18 protein-coding genes are annotated in these 15,700 nt (G+C 40.6%); 4 read left to right on the top strand and 14 right to left on the bottom strand.

Annotated elements, in window-relative coordinates; translation table 11 throughout:
• The first annotated feature begins 129 nt into the window (after nucleotides 1-129).
• Nucleotides 130-771 (top strand): glycerol-3-phosphate 1-O-acyltransferase PlsY, encoded by a 642-nt coding sequence (gene plsY, locus ACORHT_RS06465; RefSeq protein ID WP_414270224.1) that lies wholly within the window; start codon nucleotides 130-132, stop codon nucleotides 769-771.
• 94 nt (nucleotides 772-865) lie between these two features.
• Here the strand turns inward: plsY and ACORHT_RS06470 are convergent, their stop codons facing one another.
• The 9 genes from ACORHT_RS06470 to ACORHT_RS06510 form a co-directional block, all read right to left on the bottom strand.
• Nucleotides 866-1,822 carry an ABC transporter permease gene (locus ACORHT_RS06470; protein ID WP_414270225.1) on the bottom strand — a complete coding sequence of 319 codons (957 nt, stop codon included), beginning with the start codon at nucleotides 1,820-1,822 and terminating at the stop codon, nucleotides 866-868.
• A 2-nt stretch (nucleotides 1,823-1,824) separates the two neighbouring features.
• Entirely contained in the window at nucleotides 1,825-2,883 is a 1,059-nt protein-coding gene (locus ACORHT_RS06475; RefSeq protein ID WP_414270226.1) for an ABC transporter permease, read from the bottom strand.
• Nucleotides 2,876-4,411 (bottom strand): ABC transporter ATP-binding protein, encoded by a 1,536-nt coding sequence (locus ACORHT_RS06480; protein WP_414270227.1) that lies wholly within the window; start codon nucleotides 4,409-4,411, stop codon nucleotides 2,876-2,878. Before ACORHT_RS06480 ends, ACORHT_RS06475 begins: the two co-directional genes overlap by 8 nt.
• 144 nt (nucleotides 4,412-4,555) lie before the next feature.
• Nucleotides 4,556-5,611: a BMP family lipoprotein gene (locus tag ACORHT_RS06485; RefSeq protein ID WP_414270228.1), complete on the bottom strand. Its 1,056-nt coding sequence runs from the start codon at nucleotides 5,609-5,611 to the stop codon at nucleotides 4,556-4,558.
• Between the two features lie 89 nt (nucleotides 5,612-5,700).
• A complete protein-coding gene (locus ACORHT_RS06490; protein ID WP_414270229.1) occupies nucleotides 5,701-6,090 on the bottom strand; it encodes a cytidine deaminase in 390 nt (129 codons plus the stop codon).
• Complete coding sequence (deoC, locus tag ACORHT_RS06495; RefSeq protein WP_414270230.1) at nucleotides 6,077-6,739, bottom strand: deoxyribose-phosphate aldolase; 663 nt, start codon at nucleotides 6,737-6,739, stop codon at nucleotides 6,077-6,079. The genes ACORHT_RS06490 and deoC overlap by 14 nt, the downstream gene beginning before the upstream one ends.
• Before the next feature lie 17 nt (nucleotides 6,740-6,756).
• Complete coding sequence (locus ACORHT_RS06500) at nucleotides 6,757-8,040, bottom strand: pyrimidine-nucleoside phosphorylase (RefSeq protein WP_075229117.1); 1,284 nt, start codon at nucleotides 8,038-8,040, stop codon at nucleotides 6,757-6,759.
• Entirely contained in the window at nucleotides 8,037-8,627 is a 591-nt protein-coding gene (locus tag ACORHT_RS06505; protein ID WP_142995334.1) for a class I SAM-dependent methyltransferase, read from the bottom strand. The genes ACORHT_RS06500 and ACORHT_RS06505 overlap by 4 nt, the downstream gene beginning before the upstream one ends.
• A 107-nt stretch (nucleotides 8,628-8,734) precedes the next feature.
• Nucleotides 8,735-9,013 carry a 1,4-dihydroxy-2-naphthoate prenyltransferase gene (locus ACORHT_RS06510; protein WP_434349782.1) on the bottom strand — a complete coding sequence of 93 codons (279 nt, stop codon included), beginning with the start codon at nucleotides 9,011-9,013 and terminating at the stop codon, nucleotides 8,735-8,737.
• A 122-nt stretch (nucleotides 9,014-9,135) separates the two neighbouring features.
• Here ACORHT_RS06510 and coaA point away from each other — a divergent pair, with 122 nt between their 5' ends.
• The 3 genes from coaA (at nucleotide 9,136) to ACORHT_RS06525 (ending at nucleotide 10,934) form a co-directional block, all read left to right on the top strand.
• Nucleotides 9,136-10,056, top strand: coding sequence for a type I pantothenate kinase (gene coaA / locus ACORHT_RS06515; protein WP_075229120.1), 921 nt, complete (start codon nucleotides 9,136-9,138; stop codon nucleotides 10,054-10,056).
• 52 nt (nucleotides 10,057-10,108) lie between these two features.
• Nucleotides 10,109-10,357: a 30S ribosomal protein S20 gene (rpsT, locus tag ACORHT_RS06520; protein WP_029689628.1), complete on the top strand. Its 249-nt coding sequence runs from the start codon at nucleotides 10,109-10,111 to the stop codon at nucleotides 10,355-10,357.
• Between the two features lie 64 nt (nucleotides 10,358-10,421).
• Complete coding sequence (locus tag ACORHT_RS06525; protein ID WP_434349783.1) at nucleotides 10,422-10,934, top strand: DNA topology modulation protein; 513 nt, start codon at nucleotides 10,422-10,424, stop codon at nucleotides 10,932-10,934.
• Nucleotides 10,935-11,164: 230 nt separating this feature from the next.
• Here ACORHT_RS06525 and ACORHT_RS06530 read toward each other — a convergent pair whose 3' ends face one another.
• The 5 genes from ACORHT_RS06530 to ACORHT_RS06550 form a co-directional block, all read right to left on the bottom strand.
• Nucleotides 11,165-11,896 (bottom strand): NAD-dependent protein deacylase, encoded by a 732-nt coding sequence (locus ACORHT_RS06530; protein ID WP_434349784.1) that lies wholly within the window; start codon nucleotides 11,894-11,896, stop codon nucleotides 11,165-11,167.
• Between the two features lie 150 nt (nucleotides 11,897-12,046).
• Entirely contained in the window at nucleotides 12,047-12,757 is a 711-nt protein-coding gene (gene deoD / locus ACORHT_RS06535) for a purine-nucleoside phosphorylase (RefSeq protein WP_434349785.1), read from the bottom strand.
• Nucleotides 12,758-13,050: 293 nt separating this feature from the next.
• Complete coding sequence (locus ACORHT_RS06540; RefSeq protein WP_434349786.1) at nucleotides 13,051-14,331, bottom strand: chloride channel protein; 1,281 nt, start codon at nucleotides 14,329-14,331, stop codon at nucleotides 13,051-13,053.
• 2 nt (nucleotides 14,332-14,333) lie between these two features.
• Nucleotides 14,334-15,143, bottom strand: a complete 810-nt coding sequence (locus tag ACORHT_RS06545) for a purine-nucleoside phosphorylase (protein ID WP_434349787.1) — start codon at nucleotides 15,141-15,143, stop codon at nucleotides 14,334-14,336.
• A complete protein-coding gene (locus ACORHT_RS06550) occupies nucleotides 15,143-15,700 on the bottom strand; it encodes a DUF1697 domain-containing protein (protein WP_434349788.1) in 558 nt (185 codons plus the stop codon). The genes ACORHT_RS06545 and ACORHT_RS06550 overlap by 1 nt, the downstream gene beginning before the upstream one ends.

Here is a 15,700-nt window from a genome sequence, read left to right on the forward strand (position 1 = left end):
TCTAGAAAAATCACTATTTTTATCGAAAAATTTCACTTCTTATTTTACTTCTTAGACAAATAGTTCAGATGTCACAAAATGAGAATAGATTCCTTCCGTTTCTCGTCAATTTCATGGTATAATAGATGCATGATGACAATAGTATTATTAATTTCTGCCTATCTGTTGGGTTCCATCCCTTCAGGATTTTGGATTGGACTAGCCTTCTTTAATATAAATTTACGTGAACATGGTTCTGGCAATACTGGAACAACCAATACCTTCCGTATTTTAGGTAAAAAAGCGGGTATGGCAACCTTCGTGATAGACTTTTTCAAAGGAACCATCGCAACCTTGCTTCCCCTTATCTTCCATGTACAAGGAATCTCTCCTCTAATTTTTGGTCTCTTAGCCGTAATCGGGCATACTTTCCCAATTTTTGCAGGATTTAAGGGAGGTAAAGCTGTCGCAACCAGTGCTGGAGTCATTTTCGGATTTGCTCCTCTATTTTGCCTCTATCTAGCAGTTGTCTTCTTTGGAACTCTATATCTAGGAAGCATGATTTCTCTCTCTAGTGTTACTGCTGCCCTTGCTGCTGTTTTGGGAGCTCTAGTTTTTCCACTCTTCGGCTTTATCTTAAGTAATTACGATCTCCTCTTCACTCTTATTATCATAGCACTCGCGGGAATTGTAATCATACGTCATAAGGATAATATCAATCGTATTCAAAACAAAACTGAAAACCTAGTTCCTTGGGGGCTAAATCTCACCCATCAAAACCCTAAAAAATAGAGAAGATGATGGAACAAAAAAATGAAGTTTTCACCAGAGTTTCATTTCAAATACTAAAAAACGAGGTCGGGATTTTTCCCAACCTCGTTTGTGTTTATTTAGATTTGATATAGTTGATACCATCCGCCTTCGGCGCAACAGCTTTTCCAAAGAAGGCTGCTAGGACGACGATGGTCAAGAGATATGGTGCAATCTGCAAGTAAACAGTTGGAACTCCTTGTAAGAAAGGAAGTTGTGAACCAATAACTGCCAAACTCTGTGATAGTCCGAAGAAGAGACTTGAAAGCATAGCTCCGACAGGATTCCACTTACCAAAGATCATAGCTGCAAGAGCGATAAATCCTGGTCCTACAATCGTTGTAACTGAGAAATTGACGGAAATTGACTGAGCATAGATAGCTCCTCCGATCCCTCCAAGGAAGCCTGAAATCACAACTCCAAGATATCTCATCTTGTAGACATTGATACCCAAAGTATCTGCTGCTTGTGGATGTTCACCAACTGAACGAAGGCGAAGTCCAAAGCGTGTTTTGAAAAGGATAAACCATGCTAAGAATGAGAAAGCAATTGCAAGGTAACCAAGTAAACTGGTTGACTTGAAGAAGATATCTCCTAGAAATGGAATATTGGCCAAGACTGGGAAATCAAAACGTCCAAAGGTTTGAACCAAGTTGTCCGTTTGCCCCTTGTTATAAAGGACTTTTACCAAGAAAACAGCCAAGGCAGGCGCCATCAAGTTTAGCACAGTACCACTGACAACATGGTCAGCACGGAAATGAATTGTAGCCACTGCGTGAATGAGCGAGAAGATAGCTCCGACTAATCCACCAACTAGAAGAGCCAACCAAGGAGTCGCTGCTCCTAAATCTTGAGCAAATTCAAGGTTAAAAACAACTCCAGAAAAGGCACCCATGACCATGATTCCTTCAAGACCAACGTTAACAACTCCACCACGTTCAGAGAAAACTCCTCCGATACTTGTGAAAATAAGTGGTGCTGAGTAAATCAACATTGAAGAAACCATAAGGGTTAACATTGTTGTAATCGACATCCTTATTTACCTCCTTTAAGTTGTTTTCTTGGTTTGACAAAGCGTTCGATGATGTAGTGAACGCTGACAAAGAAGATAATTGAGGCTGTAACGATACTTACAAGCTCAGATGGCACTTGAGCAGCATTCATACCAGGTGCTCCAACTTGAAGTACTCCGAACAAGAAGGCTGCAAATAGAATTCCAATCGGTGAGTTTGCAGCGAGTAGACTAACCGCCATTCCGTTAAAGCCGATCGCCAATGATGAACCTTGGACATAAACGTTTTGGAAGGTCCCGAGTCCTTCTACTGCTCCACCTAGACCTGCAAGGGCACCTGAGATAATCATTGATAGGATGATGGTGCGTTTAGCTGAAATACCTGCATATTCAGAAGCATTCGGATTGAGACCAACTGCACGGATTTCAAAACCGAGAGTTGTCTTCTTAAGCAAGAACCAAATAACTGCTACTGCAATGATAGCAAAGAAAATACCAATGTTCATCCGAGAATTTCCAGTTAACTCAGCAAGCCATGGTGTCTGATAGGTTGCATTGGCACTAACACGAATGGATGAGTCAGTACTCTGCATAATATCTTTAGGGAAGTGGTGGATAAGGGCATTCCCCACATAAAGAACAATGTAGTTCATCATGATGGTAACAATAACCTCAGATGTTCCAAGATAAGCTCTAAGAACACCTGGAATCGCACCAACAATCCCCCCTGCAACTAGCGCAATGATAATGGTTGCGAGAATCAGCAAAGGACGTGGCATATCAGGATGAGTCAGGGCAAACCAGCCACTAAGAACCCAACCCGCGAGGGCTTGCCCAGGAAGCCCAACGTTAAAGAAGCCAGCACGACTTGCAACTGCAAACCCTAGAGCGATCAAGACTAACGGACCCATAGCACGGAAAATTTCACCGATACCACGAACACTACCAAAGGCCGTATAGAACAATTCTTCATAGCCCCAGATGGCATCATAGCCAAAAATCCACATGACGATGGCTCCAAGCAAGATTCCAAGGAAAACAGAAATCAAGGGAACCGAAATTTGTTGTAATTTTTTAGACATCACTCTTCTCCTTTTCCAAGTTACCACCAGCCATCAAGACACCAAGCTCTTGCTTGTTGGTTGTTTCTGGTGTCACAATCCCTTGAATCTTACCATCGTGGATAACGGCAATTCTGTCAGAGACATTTAAAATCTCATCCAACTCAAAGCTGACTACAAGGACAGCCTTACCATTATCACGTGCTTCAATCAAGCGTTTGTGAATGTACTCAATGGCACCGACATCCAGACCACGAGTTGGTTGGCTGACGATAAGGAGATCAGGATCTCGATCAATTTCGCGAGCGATAATCGCTTTTTGTTGATTTCCTCCTGAGAGTGCTGCTGCTGGTACTATCTCACTAGCGGCACGAACATCAAACTCTTCCATCAATTTTTTAGCATGAGACATGATATTTGTGTAATTAAGAATTCCATTCTTGCTAAGTGGTTCTTTGTAATAGGTTTGTAGAGCGATATTTTCTGAAATCATCATATCCAAAACCAAGCCATCACGATGGCGGTCTTCTGGAACGTGTCCCACACTCATTTCAGTGATTTGACGAGGATGTAAACCAGAGATAGATTGACCTTTTAACTCTACGCTACCTGACTCAATTTTACGAAGTCCTGTAATAGCTTGGATCAACTCAGACTGCCCATTTCCATCAATCCCGGCAATCCCAACAATCTCACCAGCTCGAACATCGAGTGAAAGATTTTTAACTGCTGGAACCCCACGGTTTTCATTGACTACTAAATCTTTGATAGATAGTACAACTTCTTTTGGTTGAGCTGGCTGTTTCTCAGTTTTGAAGGAAACCGAACGCCCGACCATCATTTCTGCCAGGTCAGCATTGGTTGCACCAACAATCTCAACAGTCTCGATAGATTTACCACGACGGATAACTGTAACACGGTCAGACACAGCACGAATTTCATCCAACTTGTGAGTAATAAGGATGATTGATTTGCCTTCCTTAACTAGGTTCTTCATGATAGCCATCAACTCATCAATTTCTGATGGTGTTAAAACAGCAGTCGGTTCGTCAAAGATAAGAATGTCTGCTCCACGATAGAGAGTCTTCAAAATCTCAACACGTTGTTGAGCTCCGACAGAGATATCCGCTACCTTAGCAGAGGGATCTACCGCCAAACCATAGCGTTCAGACAATTCATTGATTTCTCGAGTTGCGCGAGCAATATCTAGCACACCGTTTTTGGTCAATTCACTTCCCAAAATGATATTTTCAGCAACTGTGAAGGCCTCAACCAACATAAAGTGTTGGTGAACCATCCCAATCCCTAGACTAGCAGCTTTCGATGGTGAATCCAGTTTAACAACCTGTCCATTTACTACAATTTCACCACTAGTTGGTTCAAGTAGCCCCGCTAGCATATTCATAAGCGTGGACTTACCTGCTCCATTTTCTCCTAAAAGTGCATGAATCTCACCTTTACGAAGTTCTAGGTTGATCTTGTCGTTAGCGACAAACTCACCAAAGACCTTGGTAATTTCACGCATCTCAATGACATTTTCGTGTGCCATGTGCTCTTCCTTTCAGAGTTTTATTTTGTTTCAATAAAACTTGTTAAAATGAAATCTTAACAAGCTCTATTGAGACAAAATTAATTTGCTCCAATTCTTAAAGAAGCGGCCCCAGGCCGCTTCCTAAGAAATGACTTCCTTTATTTATTTTTCAGGAACTTTGATGCTACCATCAAGGATTTTAGCTTTTGCATCTTCAACAGCTTTTTTACCTTCTTCAGAAAGGTTAGTTACTGCCAAGTCAACACCTTTATCCTTCAATGAGTAAACGATAACTTGACCACCAGGGAATTCACCTTTTTCAGCCTTGTTTGAGATATCTTGAACTGTTGTTCCAACTTGTTTCAATGTAGAAGCAAGCACGAAGTTAGCTTCTTTACCGTCTTTAGAAGTATATTTACCTTCTTCAACTTGGTCACGGTCTACACCGATAACCCAAACTTTTTCGTCTTCATTTTTGCTTTCATTCAAAGATTTAGCTTCTGAGAAGACACCTGCTCCAGTACCACCAGCTGCTTGGTAGATAACGTCTGCACCTGCAGCGTATTGAGCAGCAGCGATTGTTTTACCTTTAGCGGCATCACCAAATGAACCAGCGTAGTCAACTTGTACTTTGATAGATGGGTCAACTGACTCAACACCAGCTTTGAAACCAGCTGCGAAACGAGAAATAACTTCAGATTCCATACCACCTACAAAACCAACTTGTTTAGTTTTTGTAGTTTTAGCAGCTGCTACACCAGCAAGGTAAGCTGCTTCGTTGTCAGCAAATGTTACGCTGGCAACGTTCTTTTGATCTTTAATGACATCGTCAATCAAAACATAGTTTTTATCTGCGTGTTCTTTTGCTGCTTCTTCAACAGCGTTGTGAAGGGCAAAACCAACACCAAAAATCAAGTTGTAGCTTCCAGCTGCTTGATTCAAGTTGTTAGCGTAGTCAGCTTCACTTGTTGATTGGAAGTAAGTAAAGCCATTATCTTTTGAAAGATTGTGCTCTTTACCCCAAGCTTGAAGCCCTTCCCAAGCTGATTGGTTGAATGATTTGTCATCAACACCACCTGTATCTGTAACGATAGCTGCTTTAGTCTTCACATCAGAAGAAGATGAAGCTGCGTTACGAGAAGAGCGATTACCACATGCAGCAAGTCCAAATGCTGCTACTGCAACTAGACCAAGGCCTAGCCATTGTTTCTTGTTCATTACTGAACCTCCTAAATAAGATGCGCAACAAAGTTGCAAGTATGGATTGATTGGCCACAAGGACCTTGTCACTCAGAGAGTGACACAGACTATTGCAAGTCTGTAAAAGAATATGGAAGTAATTCCCCGACCGTCATCTCGACCGTCGATTTATCTTTGGCAACTAGAGTCACCTTTAGATCTGGTTTAAAAAATTCGACCATGACTTGGCGACAAGCACCGCAAGGCGAAATTGGTTTTTCAGTTTGACCATAGACAATCAATTCTGAAAAGTCTCGTTGTCCTTCAGAAACCGCCTTAAAGATTGCCGTCCTTTCGCCACAGTTGGTCAAGGGATAGCTAGCATTTTCAATGTTAACCCCTGTATAGATACTTCCGTCCTTGGCAACCAAAACGGCACCAATTGGAAAGTGTGAATAGGGTACATAGGCGTTTTTACTAGTTTCAATCGCTAAATCAATCAACTCAGTAGTCGCCATCAGCTAACTCTCCTTTTAAGATTGCTACACCAGAAGATGTCCCGATACGTGTAGCCCCCGCTTCAACAAAGGCAACTGCATCTGCATAAGAACGAGCTCCTCCAGCAGCCTTAACACCCATATCAGGTCCAACTGTCTGACGCATTAATTGAACATCTGGCAAAGTAGCTCCTCCTGTTGAGAACCCTGTTGAAGTCTTGACAAAGTCTGCTCCTGCTTTCTGGGCTAGCTGGCAAGCCAGAACTTTTTCCTCATCAGTTAACAAACAAGCCTCGATAATAACCTTAACGAGTCTATCTCCGCTTGCTTCAACAACTGCTCGAATATCTGACTCAACTAATGCAGCATTTCCTGATTTGAGTGCACCAACATTGATAACCATATCAATTTCGTCAGCACCATTTTGGATTGCTTCTTTGGTTTCATAAGCCTTGACAGCTGAAGTTGTGGCTCCAAGAGGGAAGCCTACTACTGTACAAACCTTGACATCAGTATCTACGAGTGCAGTTTTTGCATGTGAAACCCAGCAAGGATTGACACAAACACTGGCAAAATCATAGTCTTTAGCTTCAGATAACAAACGATCGATTTGCTGTTCGGTAGCATCTTGCTTTAAAAGCGTATGATCAATGTATTTATTTAGTTTCATTTCGTTTTTTCCTTAAATTAGGAGATAATTTCAATGATTTCACGCGTTTTGATCGCTTCATCACTTATCTTAATTTTAACATAATTTTGGAAATCTGTAACTAGTTCCGGAGAAATTTTCCCATTTGTATATACTTTTGCGACAATTTCACCCTGTTTGACCGAATCTCCCACTTTCTTCTCAAAAACGATACCTGTCTCATAGTCAAGGGCATCTGTTTTAACGGCACGACCAGCACCCAATCTCATGGCAAAAAGACCAAACTCCATAGCTGGAAGTTCTGCGATAATACCATCCTCCTGAGCAGGAATGTCAACTACATGGTCAACTTTTACTGAACGATAGAGGTCTTCTAGGTCTCCACCCTGAGCTAGAACCATCTCTTCAAATTTCTTGAGAGCCTTACCGTTTTCAAGATGTTGCCTTACTTCCTCGACAGTTTTTTCAACATTTGCTAAAGATAGCATAATCTGGGCTAGCTCGCAGATAAAGTGGCTAATATCTTGACGTCCTTTACCTTGAAGAATTTCTAGTGCTTCTAGGATTTCTAAACGGTTACCAATGGCGCGTCCCAAAGGTTGACTCATATCTGTAATAACTGCTACTGTCTTACGACCTACAGCCTTACCAAGGTTTACCATGGTTTGAGCAAGTTGGCGTGCCTCGTCAACTGTTTTCATAAATGCGCCTTCACCGACTGTTACATCAAGTAAGATAGCATCAGCTCCAGCAGCAATCTTTTTACTCATAACAGAGCTAGCAATCAAAGGAATGGTATCAACCGTTGCCGTCACATCACGAAGGGCATAGAGTAACTTATCCGCTTTGACCAATTGATCAGACTGACCAATAACTGAGACCCCAATATCTTGAACTTGTTTGATAAAGTCATCCTGACTTCGTTCAATCTGAAAACCTTTGATGGATTCTAATTTATCGATAGTACCACCAGTGTGGCCTAAGCCCCTACCGCTCATCTTAGCCACTGGGACATCAAAACTGGCTACCAAGGGTGCTAGAATTAAAGTTACCTTGTCACCAACACCGCCCGTAGAGTGTTTATCGACCTTGACACCATCTATAGCTGACAAATCAAACTCCTGACCTGTCTTAACCATATTCATGGTTAAATCAGAAATTTCTCTCGTGGTCATTCCTTGGAAGTAAACTGCCATGGCAAAAGCCGACATTTGGTAGTCAGGAACAGTTCCTGCCACATAGCCTTCAATCAACCATTGGATTTCGTTCGAACTAAGTTCTTGCCCGTCTCTTTTTTTCTGGATTAGATCTACTGCTCTCATTCTTTCACACTTCTAAGGATATAATATCCCTTATCTTTTTTTACAATCTCGCAATTGCCAAATACATCTTCCATCTTACTTTTGGCACTAGGAGCTCCTTGTTTCTTTTGGATGACAATAGTCAAATCTCCACCGTCTACTAAAAAGTCTATACTTTTTTCGATGATTTCGTGAACTACTTGCTTGCCTGCACGTATGGGCGGATTCGAAATGACATGGTTAAATTGTCCTTCTACCTGCTCATAAATATTAGACTGGAAAATAGTCGCTTGAACCTTGTTTTTTACTGCATTTTGCTGGGCTAAATCCAGGGCACGGTTATTGATATCCACCATAGTCGCCTGGGCATCATAAGCCTTAACCAAAGACAAGCCTATTGGACCGTAGCCACAACCAACATCAAGAATTTTTTCACCTTTTTCAACATCAAGGCATCTTAACAACAACTGACTTCCGAAGTCAATCATTTTTTTACTAAAGACTCCAGCATCTGTCAAAAAGGTCATCTTTTGCCCAAGGAGCTCAACTCTAAGTTCGTGAACATCATGGGCTGCATCTGGATTTTCTGCATAATACATTTTACTCATAGTTCTATTTTACCACAAAAATAAGTTATTTGTAAATCGTTTTCAAAGGTATCAAGCCCTTAAATCATGTTGTATTTCCACAAAAATAATATAAGTTCTGATTAGCATTAGGGCCCTAGTAAAAAGCTCCCTACTGCCATGGTAATCGGAAAAGCAAAGATACAAGCTAAACCAAAAAAGAAGAGCCACCACTTTCTTTTAAAGAAAGCTAACACAAGGTAGCCAAATCCTATGAGTGGCAATAAGATAAAAAGGACAAAAATAGTCCAGTTATAGGAGTAAGGTCCTATTGAAAAAGAAAAATTAAGCCAGTTTGGTGATAACCATAAAACAACTACAAATAGGCTGATAAAGACCAGCGTTTTTTCTCTTAATCTAGCTTTCATCTTAGCACCTCCTTTATAGGTTTTCCCACTTATATTTTAACAAAGAAAGTGCTTTTTCTCAAATGGTCGGATGTCATTCTTTCCAAAATATGGTATACTAAGATATCAAACGAGGATATAGTATGACCAACGAATTTTTACATTTTGAAAAGATAAACCGCGAAACTTGGCAATCCCTGCATCGCAAAACAACTCCTCCCTTGACCGAGGAAGAATTAGATTCCATTAAGAGTTTCAATGACCAGATTAGCCTACAAGATGTTACTGATATCTATTTGCCACTGGCACATCTGATTCAGATTTACAAACGTTCCAAAGAAGACCTTGCCTTTTCAAAAGGCATTTTCCTTCAAAGAGAGAGCAAAGAACAACCTTTCATTATCGGAGTTTCAGGAAGTGTCGCTGTCGGTAAATCAACTACTAGTCGTCTCTTGCAAATTTTGCTTTCCCGTATAGTCCCTGGAGCAAGTGTTGAACTGGTTACTACGGATGGTTTTTTATACCCAAATAGTGTCTTAATTGAGCAAGATATTCTCAACCGCAAGGGCTTTCCCGAGAGCTACGACATGGAAGCTTTGCTTAATTTCCTGGACCAACTCAAAAATGGGCAGGATGTTGATATCCCTGTTTATTCCCATGAAATCTATGATATTGTCCCTGGTCGAAAACAACGAGTAGAAGCCGCTGATTTTGTCATTGTTGAGGGAATCAACGTATTCCAAAATCCCCATAATGCCCGTCTCTATATTACTGATTTCTTTGACTTTTCAATCTATGTTGATGCCGCAGTCGAGGATATTGAAAGCTGGTATTTGGATCGTTTCTTAAAACTTTTGAGCTTTGCTCAGGATGATCCAGGCAGCTATTACTACCGTTTCACTCAACTTCCTCTTAGTGAAGTGAAGGATTTTGCCCACCAAGTTTGGACCAGTATCAACCTAACCAATCTCCAGAATTACATTGAACCGACACGAAATCGTGCCGAGGTCATTCTCCATAAATCTAAAAATCACGAAATTGATGAAATTTACTTAAAAAAATAATTTTCCCTTGTCAAAACGTAAGTTTTCAGATATAATGGTATAGTTAGTAAATATGGAGGTAAGAACATTGGCAAACATTAAATCAGCTATCAAACGCGCTGAATTGAACGTTAAACAAAACGAAAAGAACTCAGCTCAAAAATCAGCTATGCGTACTGCTATCAAAGCTTTTGAAGCAAACCCATCTGAAGAACTTTACCGTGCTGCCAGCTCAGCTATCGATAAAGCAGAAACTAAAGGTTTGATCCACAAAAACAAAGCTAGCCGTGATAAAGCACGTCTTGCAGCTAAACTTGGTTAATCATTAACTGCATACAAAATGAGCTCCTCGGAGCTTTTTTTGTGCAAATTTTCTGGAGGTTATTATGAAAATAGCTATCATTGGATATTCTGGATCAGGCAAATCTACTCTGGCAGAAAAACTAACTAGGCACTACTCTATCCCCAAACTTCATATAGATACTCTCCAATTTCAGCCAGGGTGGCAAGATAGTGACCGTGACTGGATGCATAACGAAATGAAAACTTTTCTAGTCAAAAACAAAAACTGGGTCATTGATGGTAATTACTCTTGGTGTTGTTATGAGGAAAGAATGGAGCAAGCTGACCAGATCATCTTTTTAAACTTCTCTTCTTGGAATTGTTTGCTAAGAGCCTTTAAGCGCTATTTAAAATACAGAGGAAAAGTGAGAGAAAGTATGGCTAAGGGATGCCCCGAGCAATTCAACTGGGAATTTATTCGTTGGATTCTCTGGGATGGTCGAACAAAAAATGCTAAGGATAGATACCAATACTTAAACAATACTTACCCAGAAAAGATGCATATTCTCCATTCTCAAGCAGAGATTGATTGTTTTTTGCGATCTTTAAAAAAGTAAACAATATAATAGTATTTCATTAAAATCAGCATGTACTGATTGACTAAAAAAGGAAGTTTTTCATCCAGAAAGTCTTCCTTTTTTCCTTTTATTCAACAATTAAAAATAACTCGAGCAATTTATAAATCAACAATAAAATTCCCCTAGAAATGAAGAAAATCTTGTTCATAGTTTCTGAGTTCGTGATACAAAAAAACTGAAGGAAGTATAGTCCAACTTCTTTCAGTTTTTTATTGTCTCAATTTAGAAAAAACTTCTCCAATCTTCCCTTCGATAACTAAATCAGCTTGGCTATCTTGAGGAGTGCTGGACTTGTTGATAACGACAAGATTTGACCCTGAAAAATAATTGATTAGGCTAGCTGCAGGGTAAACAACTAAGGAAGTTCCACCAATGATCAACAAATCTGCTTGCTGAATGGCTCGAGCTGCGCGACTAAATACATCCATATCTAGCGCTTCCTCATAAAGGGTTACGTCAGGTTTGACCACCTTGCCACAATCTAAGCAGTGGGGAACTGGACCTTCAAGTGCCAAAAAGGCAGTCAAATCATAAAAGCGATGACAGCCCAAACAATAATTACGATCTGCACTACCATGCAGTTTCAAAACTTTCTTAGATCCTGCCATTTCATGGAGGCTATCGATATTTTGCGTCACAATCGCCTTTAATTTACCTGTTTTTTCCAACGATGCTAGATAATCATGTGCTAAATTCGGCTTGGCATCTGGATAGACTAGATACTTTTTGTAGAAGTCAAAAAAATCCTCTGGATAGCGCTCAAACATAGTGCGTGAAACAAGTTGCTCGGCAGTAAAATGGCGACCTAGTTTCAGACTATATATACCATCTGAACTACGAAAATCTGGAATATTAGACTCTGTAGAAACCCCCTCACCACCGAAAAAGACAATCCACTGACTTTGATCAATGATACCTTGTAGTTGTTCAATTTTATCCATTTTGTACTCCTAGAAATTTTCAAGTTAAAAAGTTGAAAGCCTTGACTTCTTGTCAACTTGGCTTCCAACTTCATTTGATTATGATTTAGATATTAAACTGACTAGTCTCGGTCCTTTGACACAATTAGACTTTCTTCAAATCCAAGATTCTTAATCAGCAATCAATGTTTCCAAACCAACCTTCATCATATCAGTGAAGGTATTTTGGCGTTCTTCTGCTGTAGTGTCCTCGTCTGGATTAACCAAGCTATCTGAAATAGTCATGATAGCAAGGACATCAACATGATGTTGAGCTGCAAGATAATACAGCGCTGCCGCTTCCATTTCCACCGCTTTTACTCCCCACTTACCAAGCTCAATGTTCTTTTCAAAATAGTTTGAGTAAAAGACATCTGATGACAAAACATTTCCTACGTGAGTAGTCATACCGAGATCTTTGGCAATATGATAAGCCTTGTCTAGCAAGTCAAAACTTGCAATTTGAGGAAAATCATACATAGGCCAGTCGTTACGGATGATGTTTGAATTGGTAGCAGCTGCTTGTGCCAAGACCAACTCACGGACGTGAACATCCTCATTCAATGAACCGGCTGTGCCGACACGGATCAATTTCTTCACTCCGTAGTCGACAATCAACTCGCGCGCATAAATAGAGATGGATGGCATACCCATCCCTGTTCCCATGACAGATACACGATGACCCTTGTAAGTACCTGTGTAACCAAACATGTTACGAACTTCGTTGAAACAAACAGCATCTTCAAGGAAATTCTCAGCGATAAATTTCGCACGAAGAGGATCCCCAGGAAGAAGAATTTTATCAGCAATTTCACCCTGCTTAGCAGCAATATGGATAGACATAATTTATGATACAAAGAGCGACCAGAAAGCGACTGAAAATTAGGAATCTGACGAGAAATCCTGATTTCTCAGTCAGATTATCTATTTTCCGAGCTTTCCGCTCGTGTTCAAATCTGAACACACGCTCTACCTTTCTTTTAAAATGATAATGATTATAAAACTAAAATGTATTTTTGATTAGATACCGAAGATACTGATAGCAACTAGTTGCAATCTTGCAAATATAACATAAGAAAAACAATATCAGTATGGTTTAGAGCTTCATTTGGATTAGAAAAACTAGAGTATTCTTATTAATTTTCTATTATCCTTGTCTTTGGTCGTAAGTATTTCTCCCAAGGGATTCGGTCCAGCATTTTAGCAAAACCAAATGCCAAGTAAGCAGTCACCATAAGAAAAGGTATAGCCTCAAATGACTGACCAGTGAACCCCATTACCAATCCAGTTGCAGACAAGGGAGCCTTCAGGGTCACTGCTAAAAAGCAAACCGAACCTAATAGCATGACTGCTGGCTGGCTGCCACCTCCTAGAATCATAGTCAGGAGTGCAGCTCCTGCTATCCCCAAGGCAAATGATGGAGTCAAGGTACCGCCATAGGCACCTGCCCAAAGGGTGACTAAAACGACCACGGCTTTCAAGACAAATAAAAGGATTACCGTCTTGGCATTACTGCCGTTTAAAATCTCCTGAGCCATCATACGCCCATTACCAAGTAGATGAGGTAAATGGCTAGCCAATCCAACAAGGAAAAGGAATGTTACCGGCAGTGTATAGAGTATCCGCTTGTCCTTTATTCTCTTTGAAGAAACTTGTTTGTTGAAGCGACTAAAAAGCCAAGCGAGTGGAGTCAGAAAAAGAACTAATAAGGGAACAAGCCACATATCACCTAGTGACCAAGTCAGAGTTGGAAGCTGGTAGAGAGCATGATCTGAAACAACAAAGCCTGCTGTAAAGGCTGATACATAGGTAGTCAGACCGACCAAGAAAAAACGTTTGACAGATAAAGCAATTCCCAAGGTTTCAAAAACGAAAAACACACTCGTTAATGGAACCTGATAGACAGCCGCTAAACCCGCACCAGCTCCACAAGCAATGAGAAAGATTTGGTCCTTCACGGAGAGAGAAAAAATATTGGCAATAGGTCTTGCAAATAAAGCTCCAATCTCCCGCGGCGCAGCTTCCTTACCGATAGGCGCTCCTCCTCCAACTGCAATAATCTGCCAAATTGAATGAACTAGCTGTTTTAAAAAATGAAGTTTGTATTGTGATGTTTCATCTTTCATCTGCGCTTTGATGGAAAAAATCTTTGCTTTTCTTTGCAAGAAATACCAGACCAAGGCAGAACTGACACCCACGATGATTAAACTGAAGCCTATTCGTGATGAGGCAACACCATCTGTCAAGAATCCAATGTTATGCTCTGACTGACCAAAAGCAATCCCTTCAACCAGCTCTAAAAGATAATGGAGCAAAATTCCGAATATACCTGAAACTAGCCCTAGCATGATAACCGCTAGGACTAATTTGAGGTTATTTGGGATCTTCTGAAGACTACTCCTCAACTCTTGTAACATGATTACAATTCAGCAAGAATCGCTTTCAGCAAGCCTTTGAAGTCGCCTTTGACACGCTCGGTCACTTCTACAACTTCTTCGTGGTTGAGCTCTTCTTGGAATCCTGCAGCATGGTTAGTGATACATGAAATACCGAGAACTTTCAAGCCTGAGTGAGCGGCAACAATAACTTCAGGAACAGTAGACATACCAACTGCATCTGCTCCAAGAGTCTTATAGGCACGGATTTCAGCTGGGGTTTCATAAGTTGGACCTGTTACACCAATATAGACACCTTCATCAAGCTTGATACCAAGTTTCTTAGCCACTTCATGAGCAGTCTCACGGTATTCTGGTGTGTAGGCTTTCGACATATCAGGGAAACGTGGACCAAAGTCATCCAAGTTTTCACCAATCAAGGGGTTTTGACCAGTCATATTGATGTGGTCAGTAATAGCCATCAAGGTACCAGGACCGAAGCCGATACCTCCAGCAGCATTGGTTACAATTACACCTTCGCAGCCCAAAACTTTCATGACACGAACTGGGAAAGTCACCACTTCAAGAGGATTTCCTTCGTAGAAGTGGAAACGACCTTGAAGAGCCAAGACTTTACGTCCAGCAAGATCACCATAAACCAATTTACCAGCATGTCCGACTACTGTGGATTGACCCCAGTTTGGAATGTCAGAGTAGTCTACTACGACTGCATTTTCGATTTCTTCAGCCAATTCTCCAAGACCTGAACCAAGGATCAAACCGAACTCAGGAGCTTCGATTCCTTTGCCCTTCAAAAATGCTGCTGTTTCATTGATTTTATTTAATAATGTCATTAGGTATCTCCTTCTTTATGTTTTAAAAATTGACCAATTTTGTCAAAGGTATTAGCGTTACGAATGGTAATATTGCGATAGAAAGGCATCTTAAGCAAGTGCTTGTGATAAGCTGTTTTAGAGTAGCTAGCTTCTGACAATTTACCCCAGAAGATCCCTAATTTCCCAAAATGAAGCACTTCATCGACCAGTTCCAAACTGTTCACTTTCTCGATGACTTGATCCACATCCAAGCTCTCAGTGTAGAAGAGCACATCTTTTCGAGCCATCTCTTGTTTCCACCAATCAGGAAGATTTCTAAGCTCCTCTTCATAGTCTTCAAGACTCAGCAAGGAAAAACTCTGAATAAATGGATAGCGTCTTTCAAAGAAAGCCTGTAATTTCTCTATTAGTTTAGTTCTAGGCACAATGCTATTAAAGAAAATATTGCCACTGTTGATGTAGGTCTCAACCTTTTCCAGTCCCAACTCTGTCAGTTCTTGACGAAGTTGCGCCATGACTACCTTATTCTTTCCACCGACATTGATACCTCTAACCAGTAATGCAAAGCGATTCAT

The sequence above is a fragment of the Streptococcus sp. KHUD_014 genome (genome assembly GCF_051106275.1).
Taxonomy (GTDB): Bacteria; Bacillota; Bacilli; order Lactobacillales; family Streptococcaceae; genus Streptococcus.

Bases quoted from the DNA above. Each gene is read 5' to 3' on its own strand.
- ACORHT_RS06505 (WP_142995334.1), bottom strand. From the start codon at position 8,627: ATGAGTAAAATGTATTATGCAGAAAATCCAGATGCAGCCCATGATGTT.
- ACORHT_RS06540 (WP_434349786.1), bottom strand. From the start codon at position 14,331: ATGTTACAAGAGTTGAGGAGTAGTCTTCAGAAGATCCCAAATAACCTC.
- rpsT (WP_029689628.1), top strand. From the start codon at position 10,109: ATGGAGGTAAGAACATTGGCAAACATTAAATCAGCTATCAAACGCGCT.
- ACORHT_RS06530 (WP_434349784.1), bottom strand. From the start codon at position 11,896: ATGGATAAAATTGAACAACTACAAGGTATCATTGATCAAAGTCAGTGG.
- ACORHT_RS06550 (WP_434349788.1), bottom strand. From the start codon at position 15,700: ATGAATCGCTTTGCATTACTGGTTAGAGGTATCAATGTCGGTGGAAAG.
- deoC (WP_414270230.1), bottom strand. From the start codon at position 6,739: ATGAAACTAAATAAATACATTGATCATACGCTTTTAAAGCAAGATGCT.
- ACORHT_RS06475 (WP_414270226.1), bottom strand. From the start codon at position 2,883: ATGTCTAAAAAATTACAACAAATTTCGGTTCCCTTGATTTCTGTTTTC.
- plsY (WP_414270224.1), top strand. From the start codon at position 130: ATGATGACAATAGTATTATTAATTTCTGCCTATCTGTTGGGTTCCATC.
- coaA (WP_075229120.1), top strand. From the start codon at position 9,136: ATGACCAACGAATTTTTACATTTTGAAAAGATAAACCGCGAAACTTGG.
- ACORHT_RS06510 (WP_434349782.1), bottom strand. From the start codon at position 9,013: ATGAAAGCTAGATTAAGAGAAAAAACGCTGGTCTTTATCAGCCTATTT.
- ACORHT_RS06545 (WP_434349787.1), bottom strand. From the start codon at position 15,143: ATGACATTATTAAATAAAATCAATGAAACAGCAGCATTTTTGAAGGGC.
- ACORHT_RS06525 (WP_434349783.1), top strand. From the start codon at position 10,422: ATGAAAATAGCTATCATTGGATATTCTGGATCAGGCAAATCTACTCTG.
- ACORHT_RS06500 (WP_075229117.1), bottom strand. From the start codon at position 8,040: ATGAGAGCAGTAGATCTAATCCAGAAAAAAAGAGACGGGCAAGAACTT.
- deoD (WP_434349785.1), bottom strand. From the start codon at position 12,757: ATGTCTATCCATATTGCTGCTAAGCAGGGTGAAATTGCTGATAAAATT.
- ACORHT_RS06480 (WP_414270227.1), bottom strand. From the start codon at position 4,411: ATGGCACACGAAAATGTCATTGAGATGCGTGAAATTACCAAGGTCTTT.
- ACORHT_RS06485 (WP_414270228.1), bottom strand. From the start codon at position 5,611: ATGAACAAGAAACAATGGCTAGGCCTTGGTCTAGTTGCAGTAGCAGCA.
- ACORHT_RS06470 (WP_414270225.1), bottom strand. From the start codon at position 1,822: ATGTCGATTACAACAATGTTAACCCTTATGGTTTCTTCAATGTTGATT.
- ACORHT_RS06490 (WP_414270229.1), bottom strand. From the start codon at position 6,090: ATGGCGACTACTGAGTTGATTGATTTAGCGATTGAAACTAGTAAAAAC.